Source organism: Luteimonas saliphila (assembly GCF_016774335.1).
Taxonomy (GTDB): domain Bacteria; phylum Pseudomonadota; class Gammaproteobacteria; order Xanthomonadales; family Xanthomonadaceae; genus Luteimonas; species Luteimonas saliphila.
This window is the reverse complement of the sequence record NZ_JAETWA010000030.1, coordinates 116,231-130,219: the sequence shown is the minus strand read 5'-3', so window position 1 is coordinate 130,219 and position 13,989 is coordinate 116,231. Positions and strand designations below refer to the sequence as shown.

The following is a 13,989-nucleotide window of genomic DNA, read 5'->3' as shown; positions in this document are numbered from 1 at the left end:
CTGAAAGAGCGCTCCGGGGATCCGACGAAAAGGGCATCGAGCGCCTGCCTGCTGGTGATCGCGATGGACCTCCCAGCGGAAGCGACGCTGGCGGCTACGCCGAACAGTGCGGCGACGAGTGCGGAACGGGGACGTGGTCCCATGACGTCAGGCCTTGAACGTGCCGATGGTGAGCACGGCCTTGCCGTCGAGCTCGCGGAACAACTCCGTCTTGAAGTCCTTGGCGATCTCTTGCTTCTCGAGGTCGAGCCGGATGATTCGCAGGCTCAGCAGCGGCTTGGACTCGTCTCCGCTCAGCAGCGCGAGGCGGACGCGGAACTCGCGCGAAGGCAGGCCCGTGTAGGGCTCGGTGCGGAACAGGAACCCACCCGGCAGGCCCTGCTTCGAGCTGGCCTCAACGTCCTCGAGCACACTGCGCGACTGCTTGAAATCGCCGACGTTGTTGTCCGTCTCCCGCTTCTGCGTGATCTTGACCTCGCGGATGGCAGCAAGCGCTGCGCTGAACGGCTTCGGGTCACCGGGGTCGGCACCGTAGGGGGACAGGTACTCCGCCCAGTCCTCGATCCAGTCGATCAGGGTGCGCTGGTCCAGGCGCTTGCCGTCGATCGCCAGCAGCGCCGCATAGGGCGCGGTGGCCTCAAGCGAGAGCGTCGCGGTGTGCTCGCCGTGTTCGGGCGCGGCGGTCGTGCCCAGGTCGTAGAACGCGGTCGCGGCGAGCTTGTCCGCGTCGATGAACACCTGAACGTCACTCTCGGCGGTCGGATCAGCGGCCTGGCGCAAGGTGTACTGCACGAGGTCGGCGAGACTGTTGGTCTGCAGGTGGCCACGGAAGCGGCGGCGCAGGTCGCGGTACTTCTCCAGGTCGTGAAGCTTGAAGTTGTCGGGGAGCGCGATCATGCCGGTGTCGGCGAGCCGCTCCTGCTTCCCGTTGTAGTCGCCGATGGCGGTCTGAAACAGGAGCTTGAGTGCATCGTGGTCCATGGTAGGCCTCGTAGGGTGAAAGGGTCAGGCGCGGCGGGGAGAGAGGCGCCAGTGGTTGGATCAGCCGAAATCGAACTTGCCCTGCTCTTCGGGCATGACGGCGAGCTTCCCGCCGCGGTGGACGTACAGCGGCGTCTCGGTCGAAGCCTCTTCGCTGGCCTTGCCACGCGTGGTCGGCTTGCTGAAGCTCAGGGTGTGCTTCATCGCCACCTGGCTCGACTCGCCGATGCGAGTGAGCTTCATCTTGATCGTGACCTCGCCTGCCTTGCCCTTGTCGCCGTACAGCGCGGTGCCCAGCGCCACGTCGGACAACGCCGCGTTGATCTGCTGCAGGAAGATGCCTGCATTGAGTTCGTCGAGCAGGCCGACGAAGTCGGTTTTGGGGGGCGCCGCGGACGAGCGCGGGGCATCGGTTTTCTGTTCGGTCATCGGGAATCTCCGTTGGTGTCGTCGAGCGGGGTAACGGTGGTGCCCTCGGGGGCGAAGTGCAGGCCGAAGCGATCGAGCGCCTCGCGCACGGCTTCGTCGCGGTCCTCGGCGTAGCTCTCGTGCGGGACCGAGATTCCCGGGATCTGCACGGTCCAGCCGCTCACGGCAGCCACCGCACGGCACGTGCTGCGTAGCCAGCGGCAGCGGCGGCGATGACGCCGACGATGGTCGCCAGCGCGGCGCGGGTGCCTTGTGTAGGCAGGTGGTGGCTCGCCTCGATCACTCGCCGCCGTTCGCGCGCTGGATCCGGCGCTGGCGTCAGCCTGGCGCGGCGCACGTCCTGGAAGCGCAAGTTCGGGCGGATGCCCTGCCGCCACGCATGCTGGTAGCTCTCTCCGAGCCGGTGGCGCAGCGAGTAGTGCGGCTCAATCACGCCTTTGCGGGCGAGCTCCACGCGCGCGCCGTAGTAGCGCTCGAAGCGGAGCCGGGTGCGCTGGTGGTCGAACAGGTCCTGCTCGAACGGGTTGCGCAGCAGGATGGCGTCGAGGTTGCCGCCGAGCAGGACGATGTTCATAGGTCGGCCGTGATCTGGTCGTGGTCCAGCACCAGCGTGTTCTGCGCTTCGATCCAGTCGCGGACGCGCTGGAGCTGCTTCGTCGGAAGGCTGAACATGGCGGTGCCCACGGCGAGGCGCGGGGTGCCGGACGAGAGCGTGACGCGCGCGCCGGTGCCGGGCTCGCCGATGACGGAGTAGCCGACCACGACAGGCACTGCTTCGTCGCCGATCCGGTACAGGGCCGCGACCCACTGGCCGTCATTGCCGCGGATCAGCGAGAGACGGAACGGCTTGAACTGGACTTCGATCGAGGCCTGCGCATTCATGCCGTGGTGGCCTCGTCGATCGGGGCCACCGCACCCAGGGCGTAGCCCTTGCCGCGCGCTGTAGCGATGGCGACGTGGGCGCAGGCGCGCGAGAGCTTCAGCCGTAGCCGGCCGACGAACACCTGCAGCACGTTGGAGTCGCGCGCGATGCCGGGCGTGCCGTACAGCGCCTCGTGCAGGTCCGCGACTGGCACCACTTCGCCGTTCGCCTCGACCAGGCGGCGGAGCAGCTTCAGTTCGAAGGCGGTCAGGGAGAGCTCGACGCCGCCGACGTAACCGCCGGTGTCGGTGACAGCGAGATTGCCGATGGTGGTCATGCAGAGAGCTCCGTGGTGAGCAGGGGTGCGCGCGCCGCGGGGGATGCGGTCGGTGCGTCACGGGTGGGAAGGGCGGCCAGCCATTCGGCCAGGCGTGTCAGCGACTTGTCGGGGAGATCGAAGCTGGCCGGGCCGAGCCAGACGCAGGCCGTCGACTGCTCGTCGCCGGCCGGCTCCAGCCGGGGCGTGACGCCCGCTTCCGCGCTGACGAACGCGACCATGTCCTTCGCCTGCATGCCGCGCTTGCGCTCCGCGGCGGACGGTGCGCGCCACAGGACCAGGCGGAAGCGGGCGGCGTAGTCGTCGTCGCGAGAGACGGAGAGCACCAGCCCGCGCCCCGCGGGGACGTAGATGTTTGCCATCAGAAGGGCCCGCCCTTGGCAGCGGCGCGGTCGCGGGCCTCGTCCCAGTCGCCGGGCAGGTCGCTGTGATCCCAGTCGATGGGATTGGGGAACGGGATCGAGCGCAGCACCAGCCGGTAGCCGTGGGCGAGCAGCAGCAGCTCCGGGTCGGTCAGGATGTCGTCGCGCTCGGGCGCGATGTCCTTCTCCTGCACCGGGACGTGCTCGGCCATCATCGAATGCTCGATGTCGGCGTTGCCGTGGATGATCGGCGAGGGGGGTGGATCCTTGTAGACGACTACCATCGGAGTGCCTCCCGGATCTTGTCCCACGTGTTCATGGTCTTGGCGGCAATCGCACCGGCGGTAACGAACAGCCAGGAGAGGGCGTCGTTGAGGCGGTCGGACCAGTTCATGCGGCCTCCTGGGCGAGCTCGCCCCGGTAGCGCTCGGCGCGCACATGCTCAGGCGCGTTGTAGCCGTGGGAGACGGTGCGCGCGCGCCACTCGTCGGCGACTTCGGCATCGGTGGCGTCGTCGCTGCAGTAGACGGTCGCGATGACGACCGCGCCGGCGAGGATCTTCCAGCAGGCCAGGCCGCCGGCTTCGTAGTGCTCGAGGGGCGCGTTCATGCGGCACCGCCTACGCGGGCGATGGCGGTGCGCACCTTCTTCCGTAGCGCTGCCTCGCTGTACATGTCGCTGACGCTGTACGGGACGCTGTTCGCGCGCAGCCACCGCTTCATAGCCCGCCTGCGGATAGCGGCCTTGCGAGCGATAGCCATGGGGCCCAGGCGAACTACCGCCAACACGTTGCCGGGCGCGGTCACCGCGCACCGCCTTCGTGGAAGGCGAGGTCAGCGATAACGCAGTGCGTGCGGGCCGAGCCGGCCACCGCAGGGGATACGGTGTCGGCCCGCACGCATGCGAGGGGGAGCTGGTAGGAGCCGGAGCGGATGCTGTCGACCGCGTCCAGCGAAGCCTGCCAGCGGTAGGTGTTGAGCCCGGCGCCGACGATGCGCGTCAGGGTGGGCCCGCAGTCGGGGACCATGCCCAGCTTGCGGAAGCGGTTGAGGGTGGCGTTCGCGATCGCCGCGCGCTGGTCCCAGTGGTCGCCGGTGGCGAGGGAGTAGGTCGCGACCGCGGCGCAGAGCCTGGTATCGGTGACGGTGGGGGCGCCGGCGTCCCCGGACGGCTCGGCGCGCAGGTTGGCCCCGGGGGGCGGGGTGCAGCCGATGACGATCATGGCGGCTGCGAGGTAGAGGCCCGCGCACTGCGCGAGGGTGAGGCGGTTGGTGCGGCTGAAGTCCTGTTTCATGCCCGTGCCCTGGTTCAAGGGCATTCAGATTAGGGCGCCCCTAATCCACATGTCAATAGGGGGAACCTAATTTTCTACGCGCAAGCTGAACCGACCCGACGAGCGGTTACCGGGTGGCGTAGATGAAGAGCAGGGCGACCAGGCCCGGTCCGAACGCGAGTACCGCCCAGGCGCCGCCAGTGTTCTCGGCAGCCCAATGACGCAAGGGTCCCTTGAAAATCAGCCAGAAGGCGAGGGCGTAGAGCACGACGACGCCCAGCAGGATCACGCCGTTCGAAGGCGCGTCGCTGGCCGGCGCAATATCGGGCTCACCGACGTACGTGGACGGGTTTTGTGCTGCGAGGTGGCGCACTGACGGACTCCGTTGTGTCTTGGGGCTGCTGCTGACTGAGCACGACACCGACCAGCTCATCGATCATCCTACGACCGACGTCGTCGGTGCCGCGATACCGATCGAGAAGGGCACGCTCTGCGGCTGAAAGACCCGGATCCGCGCTGCCGCCGTTTGCGCGCGCTGCCCGGCCGAAATAGAGCTGGTCGAAGCTGCTGCCATGGTCCTCGGCGATTCGGCGCGCCAGCGTGGCCTCGGCCCGGTGCTCCCCGTTGAGCCAGGCATTCGCAGTGACCGTGGAGACGCGGTACCGGTCGGCAAGGTAGCGCCCGGCGCCGCGGCGCGGGTGGCCGGCATCCTGAAGGATCGCGACCAGCCTGCGCCCGAAGGCCTCCATTTCCGCCGCGTTCCCCGCTGTTTTCGACCGCTTAGGCATTCCCTAATCATCCAGAAATGGGGGTTAGGTTTGCCCTATTGACCGAAGATTAGGACGCCCCTAATCTGTCGGGCATGGACACCCCCACCGCCCTTGATCGAGCGATCGCGGCTGTCGGTACCCAGCAAGCGCTGGCCGACGCCCTCGGGATCCGCTCCCCCTCCATCACCGAGTGGAAGAACCGCGCCGTCCCGGCCGAGCGCTGCCGCGCCATCGAGCAGGCCACGGGCGGGCAGGTGACCGTCCACGACTTGCGCCCCGACGTGTTCGGCCCGGCGCCTGCCGCGAATGACCAGGCGGTTGCCGAGCCTGAAGCGGAAGGCGACAGCCGGATCGAACCGTTCGAGGCGCCACCGTGACGCGCCGCAGCAATCCCCGACAACCCTCGCCCCCGGGATCGCCCCGGCGCCGCTCAAACGGAGCACCCCGCATGGCAAAGAAGACCAAGCCCGTGGCACGGAAGAAGGCTGCCGACCCGCTCGCGAAGCTGACCGCGCGCGTCGCAGAGCTGGAAAGGCGCGAGGCGGATCGCCGCAAGCTCGCCGCCCAGGTGGTGCGCAGCATGGAAACCGCCGTTAATTCCAGACCGAACGCGCCGAACGCGCCGAGCGTGTCGTCTGACGACGATGACATGCCCAGGCCGGCCACCCCCGAGCAGAGCGCGAAGCGCGCCGGACGCCTCGCCGCCGAGCTGCTGCAGGAGGACTACATGCGCCTGCGCGGCGTGCGCCGCGAGACGGTTCGGAAGTCGCTGGGCATGTCCCGACGCCCATGGCGCGACCTGCTGCCGCGGTGGGTGGTGCGCCTGCTCGATCGCTGCGGGGGGCTCTGACCATGTCCTTCATCGACGAGACATGGCTGCGCAAGGCGCACCGCGCGCTGAAGGAGACGCTCGACGTCGACCAGGCGACGAAGCGCGACATGATCCAGTTCCTGTTCGACGAGGGCTTCTGGGATCCGGGAACGCTGTCGTGGGATAGCGCGGTCGCGCGCTTCAACGACAACTGCAACCCGACGAAGCAGCAGTTCTGGAAGATCGGCGAGGTCTGGGCGCTGATGGTGCGCTTCCAGCGCCACGACCTGCTGGCAGGCATGGCCGAGAGCATGGGGTTCGAGCTGCGGCCCATCCCGACCGAGGAACGCCGCCAGGCGCTGCTGCTGGCGAACCTGCAGCGACTGGACAGCCTGACCGAAGAGCTCGCCGACACCCGGGCCCAGATCGAGCGCCTCGCCACGCTGCCGCCTGACCGCACGATCCCAGCGCTGCCCGGGCACAAGCCGCACTTCAGCATGGGCACCGAGCCCACGGACAAGGCGCGCACCGCGGTCGAGAGGATCGGCCCGCTGTGAGCAACCTGCCTTGGTTCCGGCTGTACGTGAAGCTGATCGACGACGACTGCATGCGCCTGCTGTCGTTCGAGGACCGCTGGCACTACGTGGCGCTGCAGTGCTGCAAGGGCATGGGTATACAGGACACCGAGACGGATCCGGTGCTCCTGCGCCGCCGGCTGGGCGTGAAGCTGGGTCTGGCGCCGAGCGAATTGGAGGCGCTGGCGCTGCGCCTGGGCGAGCTCGGACTGATCGACCCTGAAACGTTTCAGCCTGTTTCATGGAACGAACAGCAGTTCCAATCCGACAGCTCAACGGAGCGTGTCAGGGCCCATCGAGAGCGCGTCCGGAAGCAGCGCGAAGGGGTGAAAAAGCTAAGGCAATCAGGCCTTTTCGATACGGAACGGGAAGGAAACGTTTCAGTAACGCCCCCAGATACAGATACAGATACAGAAAAAGCTATTGCGCACCGCTGCGCGGCGCGCTTCCCAGATTTCTGGGAGGTGTACCCGAAGCGGGTGAGCCGGAAGCGGTGCGAGGAAGTCTGGATCGCACAGCGGCTCGACGCCCGCGCCGACGAGCTGATCGCCGACGTGCTCAACCGCAAGGCGAAGTGCGCGCGCTGGAAGGCGGGGTTCGCACCGGACCCGCTGACGTACCTCGAGGACGAGCGCTGGACCGACCAGATCCATACCGAGCCCGGCACAGCCACGGCGCCAGCAGCTCCACGTGGAACGGCGAAGCCGCGCGACACCCACGCCTACCCCGAATCACCGCTCGAGCACGCGCTGGCGCACATCCGCAATCAGCACGCGTTCGGTGCGTACGGCGAGGGCGAGGCTGCCGATGCGGAACGCGATCGCCTGATGGATGAAGCCCGCGCCAAGTACCCGCAGCCAAAGCCGGAGGAACAGGCGGCATGAACGAGAACATGCGCACCTACCGCCGGGAGCTCGCGCTCTACGCGCTGGCCAACAGCACCGAGCCGATGATGTCGGCGGAGCTGGCGGAGTTCATGTGCACGCTCGCCGAAGGGGAGGAACACGCCGCCCACTGCACGCAGGGGCTGGACGCCGCCGCGGTTGCCGGCGTGCTGAAGCGGTTGGAGAACGAGGGGCTGGTGGTGCAGGGCGAGCCGAAGCGCGACAAGCGCGCCGGCGTGCCCAGGCCGTCATGGCGCTACGCGCTGGGCCCGGCCGAGGCGAAGAGGGTGACCCTGCCAGAGCCACCACCGCGCGGAAGCCGCACGGCGACGCCGGAGCCTGCCCCCAACCCGTACGACGACCTGTCGAAGCCGCAGCTCTACGCGCTGCTGGAGGCCGGCGACGCCGCATTGCTCGAACTTGCCCGGGCCCAGCAGGAGAGCCTGCAGACGCTTCAGCGCACCGCCGATGTCTGCAGCCGCATCCGCCAGCGCCTGGTCGCCGCCGGGCTCGAGGACCGCCTGCCGTGAGCAAGGGCTCGCTTCGGTACCCCAAAGTCGAGGACATGCCGCCAGGCATGCGCGCGGCGTTCGAGTCTTCGATGAAGCTGCTCAACGACGTTGCCAGCATCAAGCTCGAGCACGTTGCCGACTTCACCCCGCAGGTGCTGGGCGTGGATCTGGCTGGCGATGTCGAGACGACCGTGAAAGGCGTGCACCGCGGCGACACCTTCACCATCACCGAGGTCGAGGAACGGCGTCGATCGAAGTACGGCGCGATCGTGACCTACGTCGACGGCATCCGCTTCGATTCGAAGCGCGAGGCGAACTACTACTCCGCGCTGAAGCTGCGCGTGGCCGCCGGCGAGGTCCTGTACTTCCTGCGCCAGGTGCCGATCCACCTGCCCGGCGGCACGAAGCTGGTGGTGGATTTCCTGATCGCCGAGGCCGACGGCCGGATCCGCTACGTCGACGTGAAGGGGCGCCAGACGCCGGTTTTCCGGCTGAAGAAGCGCGAGGTCGAGCACCACTACCCGATCGAGATTGAGCTCGCATGACCGAGATTCACGACCTCGCGCAGGTACGCGCCCGCCGCGCGCGCGCCGCTGGCCCGCCGAACCGGGATCCGGACTTCGTCGCCACCGGCTGGCTGCGAGGCGGCGAAATCGATTGGCTCCACACGTCGTTCCCGGGCTCCCCACCGCTCCACGTGCGCACGCTGAACCTGATCGACGCGGCTTGGCTGGTCGGGACCGATCCCACAGCGACCGGCGAGCGGCCCGCGTTCTGGTGGTTGGTCGACGACCACGGGCACCAGGTGTTCCTCACGAACCCGGGGCTGTTCGCCGTCTCGAGCTGGGCGCGTGCCTGGTGGTTCGTGCGTGCGTGGTGGCGGGTGACGCGCAAGTGCGCATCGGTGGCTTGGCGCATGTCGCGCGGCCAGACCAACGCGAAGGGGTAGGGAATGGCAGACGGAGTGGCACAGACACACCCTTCCCGCTGGCGCTTGGCCGGCATGGGGTTCCTGCAGGTCGTGTTCATTGCGATGAACACGGTTTTCATCACCCAGTCGGCGATGTTGAGCAACCTGCTCACCGCCTTCGCAATCTCGTGGATCTGGTCGTCCAACGTGAAGCGCATCGCGATCGGCGATGGGGTGGACCGGATCTTCTACGCAGGCGGCGCTGCGCTGGGGAGCGTCGTCGGCAGTCTGGTCGGGCACCTGGTGACCGGGGGTGCGCCTTGACCAGTCCGACACCGCTCTTGCGAATTTTGAGCCTGGGTGCCGGCGTGCAGTCGTCCACCATTGCCCTGATGATGGCGAACGGCGAGATTCCGCCAGCCGATCGGGCCATCTTCGCCGACACTCACGCGGAGCCGGCCGAAGTCTATCGGCACCTGGACCGGCTGCTGCCGCGCCTGCCATTCCCCACCGACGTGGTCAGCGCCGGCGACCTCGGTGCGGAGATTCTGGCCGCCACGGCCGGGGCCGGCAGGAACGATGCCCGGCCGCCGTTCTACGTGAAGAACCCGAATGGCTCCCGCGGGATCCTTCGCCGCCAGTGCACCGGCGACTACAAGATCGACGTGATCCGCAAGCGCGTGCGCGAGCTGCTGGGGGTCGAACGTGGCCGGCGCGTGCCCGCGGACGTGATGGTGACCCAGGTCATCGGCATATCGCTGGACGAAGCCGGTCGCATGAAGGTCAGCCAGGACAAGTGGCAGACCAACGAGTATCCGCTGGTCGACCGCCGCATCAGCCGCTGGGAATGCGAGCGGTGGCTGGCCAAGAACTGGTGCGAGCGGTTCGGCTACCCGATGCCGCCGAAGTCGGCATGCGTCTTTTGTCCATACCGTCGCAACGTGGAGTGGCGGCGCCTGCGCGACGAAGCGCCGGAGGACTTCCAACGTGCGGTGGACATCGACCGCGCGATCCGCTCCCCAGGCTATGGGCGGCTGGTCGGCGAGTGCTACGTCCACGATTCGATGGTCCCTCTGGAGCTGGTCGACCTGTCGACGGCGGCTGAAAACGGGCAGCCCAACCTCTGGGACGACGAGTGCGACGGGATGTGTGGCGTATGAACGCGCAGCCGCTGTACGTGATCTGCGCCGAGGCCTACGAGGGCAAGCGCTTCGCCGAGCGCAGCCTGATCCGCGCGCCGATGGTGGTGGTGACCGAGCTCGAGCAGCTCCGCACCGTGCCCGACGGCTTCGCCTTCCACGTCGTCAGCCCGCCGAGCCTCGAGCTCTGGGCGTACGTGGCCGAGCACGGGGGCGCCGATGTCGCGCCGCACAGCGCCCGGGTGCAGGCATGAAGCCGGCGGACATCCAGCGGTTCTTTCCGACCGAGCGCGCGCTGTGCGAGCTCTTCGTCCGGGAGTTCAATGAACAGCCCGGCTGGACGTGTTACCCGGAGACGGGCGGCTTCGACGTGCTGGTGGCGCACGAGACGGGGCGGCAGATCGGCGTCGAGGCGAAGCTGCGGCTGAACGCGAAAGTGGCGCAGCAGATCCTGCCCAGCCACGGAGAAGAACTGCACGGCAAGCACGGCCCGGACCACCGGCTGGTGATCGTGGCCAGCATCACCGAGGCCAACGCCGGCATCGCGCGCATGCTGGAAATGTTCGGCATCCCGGTCTGGTCGCCGCGCCTTACACACCACCGCAAGCCGGGCGCACGCTTCGAGTATGAATTGGTGCCGCGCTTCGACGTGGAGCAGCAGCTCCAGCAGGATGATCGATGCGCGACGGTCGACCGGTTCGGCTACCACTGGCACAACGCGCTGTTCGACTGGAACCCGCCGGCGCGGGTGCCGCTGCCCGACCTGCCGCCGCTGGTGGCCGCCGGCGTGCCGTGTCCGGTCCAGCTCACCCCATGGAAGCAGGCCGCGTTGCGCGTGCTGGCGCGCCTGCGCGTGCAGGGCAGCATCACCGCGAAGGAAATCGCCGCCGAGGGCTGCAGCCCGTCGAACTGGACGCAGCGCTGGCTGAAGTCCGGCGTACAGCGCGGCCAATGGGTCGAGACGGACCTGATCCCGAAGTTCGACCAGCAGCACCCGGAGCACTACGCCGCGGCTCTGGCCAGCGCGCGCGCTGTGCTGGACCTCGAAGCAGCCAAGGCGGAGGCGTCCACCTGATGGCCCGTTCTGCGACTGCCCACGCCGCACTGGATCCGGAAACGCTGCAGGGGGCGATCAAGCTGCGTGCGCACGCGCTGGACATCCCGTTGTCGGCGCTCGCGAAGTGTGCCGGGCTGAAGCCGAGCAGCATCCGGGCGAGGCTGTCCATCAGCCGCGGCAAGCGCGCGCTGCAGCCGTGGCAGGTAACGAAGATCGCCCAGGCGCTCGAGCTCGAGCCACCTGTCCTGCATCGCCTCGCGGCCCGGCATGAAGGCTGGCAGGTATGACGCAGGCGATCACCCAGGAGCTGTGCCAGCGCTGCGGCGCCTGCTGTTCGGCGGTGGTCGACGGCGAGCTGGTGTCCTGCCGCCACCTGGAGACGGAGGGCGACCGGTACCGCTGCGGGATCTACGCGACCAGGCCGCTGATCTGCCGCGACTTCGACTGCATGCGCGACGGCGAGCCCAGCCCGGCCATTGCCGCCCGCGTGGCTGCAGCGATGGGGGAGGGCGCCCCCGCATGATCCATGTCGGCGACTGCCTCGAGGTCATGCGCGCGCTGGAAGCCAACAGCTTCGACAGCATCGTGACGGACCCGCCCTATCACCTGACCACCGGCAAAAAGGGAGGAACGGGTGCAGCGTCCGACAATCCGAATAGCCCGGCAGGTCGCTCTCGTATCGGCACCGGCTTCATGGGCAAGGCCTGGGACGGCGGCGACGTGGCGCAGCGTGCGGAGACGTGGGCCGCAGTACTCCGGGTCGCAAAGCCTGGCGCCTGGCTGGCAGCGTTCAGCGGCACCCGGACATCGCACCGGATGGTGTGCGCGATCGAGGATGCCGGCTGGGAGATCCGCGATACGGCCATGTGGGTCTACGGGTCGGGCTTCCCGAAGTCGTACAACGGCGAGTGGGGCGGCACGGCGCTGAAGCCGGCATGGGAGCCGATCACGCTGGCGCGCAAGCCGCTGGAAGGGACCGTCGAGGCCAACTGGCGGAAGTGGGGCACCGGTGCGCTGAACATCGACGGGTGCCGCGTGCCGGTCGAGGACGAAGCCTACGCGCGCAACTGCTCGGGCGACCGTGGCCACGCCGGCACCCGTGACCACGAGCAGCGCGGCGCCACCGACCTCAAGCCGGGCGGAGCGAGCGCGAACGCAGCCGGCCGGTGGCCCGCGAACGTCATCCACGACGGCAGCGATGAGGTGTTGGCGTTGTTTCCGCAGGCGCCTGGGCAAATGGCGCGTGCGCGGAACGACGGCGAGGCGCAGAGCAATAGCACGTTCGGTGCACTGCGGCATGTGACCAAGGCGCCAGAGCCTCGCTCGGACACCGGCAGCGCGGCCCGGTTCTTCTACTGCGCGAAGGCCAGCCGCGCTGACCGCAACGACGGCTGCGATGGCATGGAAGCGCGTCCGCTGCTTTGGTCGTCCGGCACGCAGTCACCGGGCACCTTTCAGGCCGAGGGCACGCGCCGCGCCAGCGAGAACAATCACCCGACCGTAAAGCCGACCGACCTGATGCGATGGCTCTGCCGGCTGGTGACACCACCTGGTGGCCGAATCCTAGACCCGTTCGCAGGCAGCGGCAGCACAGGCCGCGGGGCGGTCGCTGATGGCTTCGCCTTCGAAGGCATCGAGCTGGACCCGGCCTATGCCGCGATCGCGCTGGCGCGCATCCGAGCGATGCAGCCGGGGCTGGCGCTCGGGCCGCTCACCATGAACGGAGGACTTCCCGCATGAGCATTCGAGCACGAGACAACCGCACGGTGGCGATCGACTTCGCCGCGGCGATGGAGGCGCGCGACCTGGGCGTCCAGCGCGCGGCAGAGCACGCCAATCGCGTCGAGAGTGAATGGACCGGCCAGGCGCTGGGCATGCTGATCGCGTTCGCGAGCGAGCAGTCCGGGCCGTTCCTGATAGAAGAGGCGCGAGCCTGGGCCGAGGCGCGCGGACTACCGGAGCCGCCAGACAAGCGGAGCTGGGGCTCGGTCGCGCGCAGCGCCGCGTCGAAGCGCCACATCGTGAAGGACGGGTTCGGCTCTGCGGCGTCATCGAACTGCAGCCCCAAGGTGCGCTGGCGGCGTGTGCAGGTAGCTGCGGCATGACGCCGGAGGAAATCGCCGAGAAGGTGCGCCGCTTCCCGGCCGAACTGAAGCCGAACCCGGCCTACGAGTACACACCACCGCGCGAGGTCGTCATCAACGGGATCCGTTGCGTCGAGCTCGATGGTGGGTTCATGGAGCTTGCGAAGTGGGGGAAGGACCGGAAGTGAATGAAGTGCTGCAACCCCCGCGCGAATGCTCTTGGTGCGGCGTCGATGCGGCGCGGGTCCGGCGCCTGCGCGGGATGCATGGCCCCGTCCACCTGGTCATGTGCATGGCCTGCGGCGCAGTCACGCCGGCGTTCGTGGCGCTGACCGTCGAGCAGTACGAGGCGCTTTCGCCGCCCCAGCTCGGCGTTCAGCACCTGCTGATGCCGAATCCCTCCAGCGACAAGGCGATCGACGCCGCGGTGCACCACTGGAATCACGCCCCGCTGATCGGCCCGGCGCCCCAGCGCGCGCCACCGCCGTCGGCGCGTCAGCAGCGGCGCACGCTCAAGGACGAGCGGGATCCGTTGGAGCTGCTGGCGCGCATGCTGGTGCCGAGCAGCTACCGCGTGCCGGTGGAAGGCCGCAGCTCGAGGCCGGGCCTCACGACGTCGGACGTGGCCGCGGCCGTGGGGTTCATGCGCTCGCGCCTGGGCAAGGCGGTGGCGATGGCGGTGGTGACCCGTGCCGACGAGCTCTCGATCGCTCGCCTGACCGACATGGCGCGCTGGCGCGTGCGCCGCGAGGTACTGCTGCAGCGGCCGGTGCCACTGAAGCTGAGCCGGGCTGCGGACCGCTGGAAGCTGCGGCTGGCGCTGTTCGATGCAGCGCACGAGCTGGTCTGGCCCGAGAAGCGGACGCCATACGGGGAGCTCGCGCGCCGCGCGAAGATGCGCAAGCGCGACTACATCGTGGTGCATCGATGCGCCACGCACGTCCTGCAGGAAGCGCTGAACGCGGCGCGGAGCGATCTGCGCGAGAAGCTGACGCGAGGCTGA

29 protein-coding genes are annotated in these 13,989 nt (G+C 68.6%); 17 read left to right on the top strand and 12 right to left on the bottom strand.

Annotation, left to right across the window (positions count from 1 at the left end; translation table 11 throughout):
- Positions 1–147: 147 nt before the first annotated feature.
- From JMO03_RS07415 to JMO03_RS07360, 12 genes are all read right to left on the bottom strand, one after another.
- The gene (locus JMO03_RS07415) at positions 148–981 is read right to left on the bottom strand and encodes a DUF2303 family protein (protein WP_202842058.1); all 834 of its coding nucleotides are present in this window, start codon (positions 979–981) and stop codon (positions 148–150) included.
- 60 nt (positions 982–1,041) lie between these two features.
- Entirely contained in the window at positions 1,042–1,410 is a 369-nt protein-coding gene (locus JMO03_RS07410; protein WP_202842056.1) for a hypothetical protein, read from the bottom strand.
- Complete coding sequence (locus JMO03_RS07405; RefSeq protein WP_202842054.1) at positions 1,407–1,574, bottom strand: hypothetical protein; 168 nt, start codon at positions 1,572–1,574, stop codon at positions 1,407–1,409. Before JMO03_RS07405 ends, JMO03_RS07410 begins: the two co-directional genes overlap by 4 nt.
- The gene (locus tag JMO03_RS07400) at positions 1,571–1,984 is read right to left on the bottom strand and encodes a hypothetical protein (RefSeq protein WP_202842052.1); all 414 of its coding nucleotides are present in this window, start codon (positions 1,982–1,984) and stop codon (positions 1,571–1,573) included. Before JMO03_RS07400 ends, JMO03_RS07405 begins: the two co-directional genes overlap by 4 nt.
- Positions 1,981–2,292: a hypothetical protein gene (locus tag JMO03_RS07395; protein WP_202842050.1), complete on the bottom strand. Its 312-nt coding sequence runs from the start codon at positions 2,290–2,292 to the stop codon at positions 1,981–1,983. The genes JMO03_RS07400 and JMO03_RS07395 overlap by 4 nt, the downstream gene beginning before the upstream one ends.
- Complete coding sequence (locus JMO03_RS07390; protein WP_202842048.1) at positions 2,289–2,609, bottom strand: helix-turn-helix domain-containing protein; 321 nt, start codon at positions 2,607–2,609, stop codon at positions 2,289–2,291. Before JMO03_RS07390 ends, JMO03_RS07395 begins: the two co-directional genes overlap by 4 nt.
- The gene (locus tag JMO03_RS07385) at positions 2,606–2,971 is read right to left on the bottom strand and encodes a hypothetical protein (protein WP_202842046.1); all 366 of its coding nucleotides are present in this window, start codon (positions 2,969–2,971) and stop codon (positions 2,606–2,608) included. Before JMO03_RS07385 ends, JMO03_RS07390 begins: the two co-directional genes overlap by 4 nt.
- Positions 2,971–3,255, bottom strand: coding sequence for a hypothetical protein (locus JMO03_RS07380; RefSeq protein WP_202842044.1), 285 nt, complete (start codon positions 3,253–3,255; stop codon positions 2,971–2,973). Before JMO03_RS07380 ends, JMO03_RS07385 begins: the two co-directional genes overlap by 1 nt.
- Before the next feature lie 106 nt (positions 3,256–3,361).
- Positions 3,362–3,580 (bottom strand): hypothetical protein, encoded by a 219-nt coding sequence (locus tag JMO03_RS07375; protein ID WP_202842042.1) that lies wholly within the window; start codon positions 3,578–3,580, stop codon positions 3,362–3,364.
- A 193-nt stretch (positions 3,581–3,773) separates the two neighbouring features.
- On the bottom strand, positions 3,774–4,265 hold the full coding sequence (locus JMO03_RS07370) for a hypothetical protein (RefSeq protein ID WP_202842040.1): 492 nt from the start codon (positions 4,263–4,265) through the stop codon (positions 3,774–3,776).
- 106 nt (positions 4,266–4,371) lie between these two features.
- Positions 4,372–4,617, bottom strand: coding sequence for a hypothetical protein (locus tag JMO03_RS07365; RefSeq protein WP_202842037.1), 246 nt, complete (start codon positions 4,615–4,617; stop codon positions 4,372–4,374).
- Positions 4,574–5,032: a hypothetical protein gene (locus JMO03_RS07360; RefSeq protein ID WP_202842035.1), complete on the bottom strand. Its 459-nt coding sequence runs from the start codon at positions 5,030–5,032 to the stop codon at positions 4,574–4,576. Before JMO03_RS07360 ends, JMO03_RS07365 begins: the two co-directional genes overlap by 44 nt.
- A 74-nt stretch (positions 5,033–5,106) precedes the next feature.
- Between JMO03_RS07360 and JMO03_RS07355 the strand changes: the two genes are divergently transcribed.
- From JMO03_RS07355 to JMO03_RS07275, 17 genes are all read left to right on the top strand, one after another.
- Complete coding sequence (locus tag JMO03_RS07355) at positions 5,107–5,391, top strand: transcriptional regulator (RefSeq protein WP_202842033.1); 285 nt, start codon at positions 5,107–5,109, stop codon at positions 5,389–5,391.
- A gap of 71 nt (positions 5,392–5,462) precedes the next feature.
- On the top strand, positions 5,463–5,864 hold the full coding sequence (locus JMO03_RS07350; protein WP_202842031.1) for a hypothetical protein: 402 nt from the start codon (positions 5,463–5,465) through the stop codon (positions 5,862–5,864).
- A 2-nt stretch (positions 5,865–5,866) separates the two neighbouring features.
- Complete coding sequence (locus tag JMO03_RS07345) at positions 5,867–6,382, top strand: hypothetical protein (RefSeq protein ID WP_202842029.1); 516 nt, start codon at positions 5,867–5,869, stop codon at positions 6,380–6,382.
- Complete coding sequence (locus JMO03_RS07340) at positions 6,379–7,284, top strand: hypothetical protein (RefSeq protein ID WP_202842027.1); 906 nt, start codon at positions 6,379–6,381, stop codon at positions 7,282–7,284. Before JMO03_RS07345 ends, JMO03_RS07340 begins: the two co-directional genes overlap by 4 nt.
- A complete protein-coding gene (locus JMO03_RS07335) occupies positions 7,281–7,814 on the top strand; it encodes a MarR family transcriptional regulator (protein WP_202842025.1) in 534 nt (177 codons plus the stop codon). The genes JMO03_RS07340 and JMO03_RS07335 overlap by 4 nt, the downstream gene beginning before the upstream one ends.
- Complete coding sequence (locus JMO03_RS07330; RefSeq protein WP_337926378.1) at positions 7,811–8,341, top strand: DUF1064 domain-containing protein; 531 nt, start codon at positions 7,811–7,813, stop codon at positions 8,339–8,341. Before JMO03_RS07335 ends, JMO03_RS07330 begins: the two co-directional genes overlap by 4 nt.
- Positions 8,338–8,745, top strand: a complete 408-nt coding sequence (locus tag JMO03_RS07325) for a hypothetical protein (protein WP_202842023.1) — start codon at positions 8,338–8,340, stop codon at positions 8,743–8,745. The genes JMO03_RS07330 and JMO03_RS07325 overlap by 4 nt, the downstream gene beginning before the upstream one ends.
- A gap of 54 nt (positions 8,746–8,799) precedes the next feature.
- Entirely contained in the window at positions 8,800–9,030 is a 231-nt protein-coding gene (locus JMO03_RS07320) for a hypothetical protein (protein WP_202842021.1), read from the top strand.
- Positions 9,031–9,047: 17 nt separating this feature from the next.
- Positions 9,048–9,866: a hypothetical protein gene (locus JMO03_RS07315; protein ID WP_202842019.1), complete on the top strand. Its 819-nt coding sequence runs from the start codon at positions 9,048–9,050 to the stop codon at positions 9,864–9,866.
- A complete protein-coding gene (locus tag JMO03_RS07310; protein ID WP_202842017.1) occupies positions 9,863–10,099 on the top strand; it encodes a hypothetical protein in 237 nt (78 codons plus the stop codon). Before JMO03_RS07315 ends, JMO03_RS07310 begins: the two co-directional genes overlap by 4 nt.
- The gene (locus JMO03_RS07305; RefSeq protein WP_202842014.1) at positions 10,096–10,920 is read left to right on the top strand and encodes a hypothetical protein; all 825 of its coding nucleotides are present in this window, start codon (positions 10,096–10,098) and stop codon (positions 10,918–10,920) included. Before JMO03_RS07310 ends, JMO03_RS07305 begins: the two co-directional genes overlap by 4 nt.
- The gene (locus JMO03_RS07300) at positions 10,920–11,189 is read left to right on the top strand and encodes a hypothetical protein (protein WP_202842012.1); all 270 of its coding nucleotides are present in this window, start codon (positions 10,920–10,922) and stop codon (positions 11,187–11,189) included. Before JMO03_RS07305 ends, JMO03_RS07300 begins: the two co-directional genes overlap by 1 nt.
- Positions 11,186–11,425 carry a hypothetical protein gene (locus JMO03_RS07295; RefSeq protein ID WP_202842010.1) on the top strand — a complete coding sequence of 80 codons (240 nt, stop codon included), beginning with the start codon at positions 11,186–11,188 and terminating at the stop codon, positions 11,423–11,425. Before JMO03_RS07300 ends, JMO03_RS07295 begins: the two co-directional genes overlap by 4 nt.
- Positions 11,422–12,642 carry a DNA methyltransferase gene (locus JMO03_RS07290; RefSeq protein WP_202842008.1) on the top strand — a complete coding sequence of 407 codons (1,221 nt, stop codon included), beginning with the start codon at positions 11,422–11,424 and terminating at the stop codon, positions 12,640–12,642. The genes JMO03_RS07295 and JMO03_RS07290 overlap by 4 nt, the downstream gene beginning before the upstream one ends.
- Complete coding sequence (locus JMO03_RS07285) at positions 12,639–13,007, top strand: hypothetical protein (protein WP_202842006.1); 369 nt, start codon at positions 12,639–12,641, stop codon at positions 13,005–13,007. Before JMO03_RS07290 ends, JMO03_RS07285 begins: the two co-directional genes overlap by 4 nt.
- Complete coding sequence (locus tag JMO03_RS07280; RefSeq protein WP_202842004.1) at positions 13,004–13,174, top strand: hypothetical protein; 171 nt, start codon at positions 13,004–13,006, stop codon at positions 13,172–13,174. The genes JMO03_RS07285 and JMO03_RS07280 overlap by 4 nt, the downstream gene beginning before the upstream one ends.
- Positions 13,171–13,989: a hypothetical protein gene (locus JMO03_RS07275; protein ID WP_202842002.1), complete on the top strand. Its 819-nt coding sequence runs from the start codon at positions 13,171–13,173 to the stop codon at positions 13,987–13,989. The genes JMO03_RS07280 and JMO03_RS07275 overlap by 4 nt, the downstream gene beginning before the upstream one ends.

Coding starts and splice junctions, on each gene's coding strand:
- JMO03_RS07415 (WP_202842058.1), bottom strand. CDS start 981: ATGGACCACGATGCACTCAAGCTCCTGTTTCAGACCGCCATCGGCGAC.
- JMO03_RS07410 (WP_202842056.1), bottom strand. CDS start 1,410: ATGACCGAACAGAAAACCGATGCCCCGCGCTCGTCCGCGGCGCCCCCC.
- JMO03_RS07400 (WP_202842052.1), bottom strand. CDS start 1,984: ATGAACATCGTCCTGCTCGGCGGCAACCTCGACGCCATCCTGCTGCGC.
- JMO03_RS07395 (WP_202842050.1), bottom strand. CDS start 2,292: ATGAATGCGCAGGCCTCGATCGAAGTCCAGTTCAAGCCGTTCCGTCTC.
- JMO03_RS07390 (WP_202842048.1), bottom strand. CDS start 2,609: ATGACCACCATCGGCAATCTCGCTGTCACCGACACCGGCGGTTACGTC.
- JMO03_RS07385 (WP_202842046.1), bottom strand. CDS start 2,971: ATGGCAAACATCTACGTCCCCGCGGGGCGCGGGCTGGTGCTCTCCGTC.
- JMO03_RS07380 (WP_202842044.1), bottom strand. CDS start 3,255: ATGGTAGTCGTCTACAAGGATCCACCCCCCTCGCCGATCATCCACGGC.
- JMO03_RS07375 (WP_202842042.1), bottom strand. CDS start 3,580: ATGAACGCGCCCCTCGAGCACTACGAAGCCGGCGGCCTGGCCTGCTGG.
- JMO03_RS07370 (WP_202842040.1), bottom strand. CDS start 4,265: ATGAAACAGGACTTCAGCCGCACCAACCGCCTCACCCTCGCGCAGTGC.
- JMO03_RS07360 (WP_202842035.1), bottom strand. CDS start 5,032: ATGCCTAAGCGGTCGAAAACAGCGGGGAACGCGGCGGAAATGGAGGCC.
- JMO03_RS07355 (WP_202842033.1), top strand. CDS start 5,107: ATGGACACCCCCACCGCCCTTGATCGAGCGATCGCGGCTGTCGGTACC.
- JMO03_RS07350 (WP_202842031.1), top strand. CDS start 5,463: ATGGCAAAGAAGACCAAGCCCGTGGCACGGAAGAAGGCTGCCGACCCG.
- JMO03_RS07345 (WP_202842029.1), top strand. CDS start 5,867: ATGTCCTTCATCGACGAGACATGGCTGCGCAAGGCGCACCGCGCGCTG.
- JMO03_RS07335 (WP_202842025.1), top strand. CDS start 7,281: ATGAACGAGAACATGCGCACCTACCGCCGGGAGCTCGCGCTCTACGCG.
- JMO03_RS07325 (WP_202842023.1), top strand. CDS start 8,338: ATGACCGAGATTCACGACCTCGCGCAGGTACGCGCCCGCCGCGCGCGC.
- JMO03_RS07320 (WP_202842021.1), top strand. CDS start 8,800: ATGGGGTTCCTGCAGGTCGTGTTCATTGCGATGAACACGGTTTTCATC.
- JMO03_RS07310 (WP_202842017.1), top strand. CDS start 9,863: ATGAACGCGCAGCCGCTGTACGTGATCTGCGCCGAGGCCTACGAGGGC.
- JMO03_RS07305 (WP_202842014.1), top strand. CDS start 10,096: ATGAAGCCGGCGGACATCCAGCGGTTCTTTCCGACCGAGCGCGCGCTG.
- JMO03_RS07300 (WP_202842012.1), top strand. CDS start 10,920: ATGGCCCGTTCTGCGACTGCCCACGCCGCACTGGATCCGGAAACGCTG.
- JMO03_RS07295 (WP_202842010.1), top strand. CDS start 11,186: ATGACGCAGGCGATCACCCAGGAGCTGTGCCAGCGCTGCGGCGCCTGC.
- JMO03_RS07290 (WP_202842008.1), top strand. CDS start 11,422: ATGATCCATGTCGGCGACTGCCTCGAGGTCATGCGCGCGCTGGAAGCC.
- JMO03_RS07285 (WP_202842006.1), top strand. CDS start 12,639: ATGAGCATTCGAGCACGAGACAACCGCACGGTGGCGATCGACTTCGCC.
- JMO03_RS07280 (WP_202842004.1), top strand. CDS start 13,004: ATGACGCCGGAGGAAATCGCCGAGAAGGTGCGCCGCTTCCCGGCCGAA.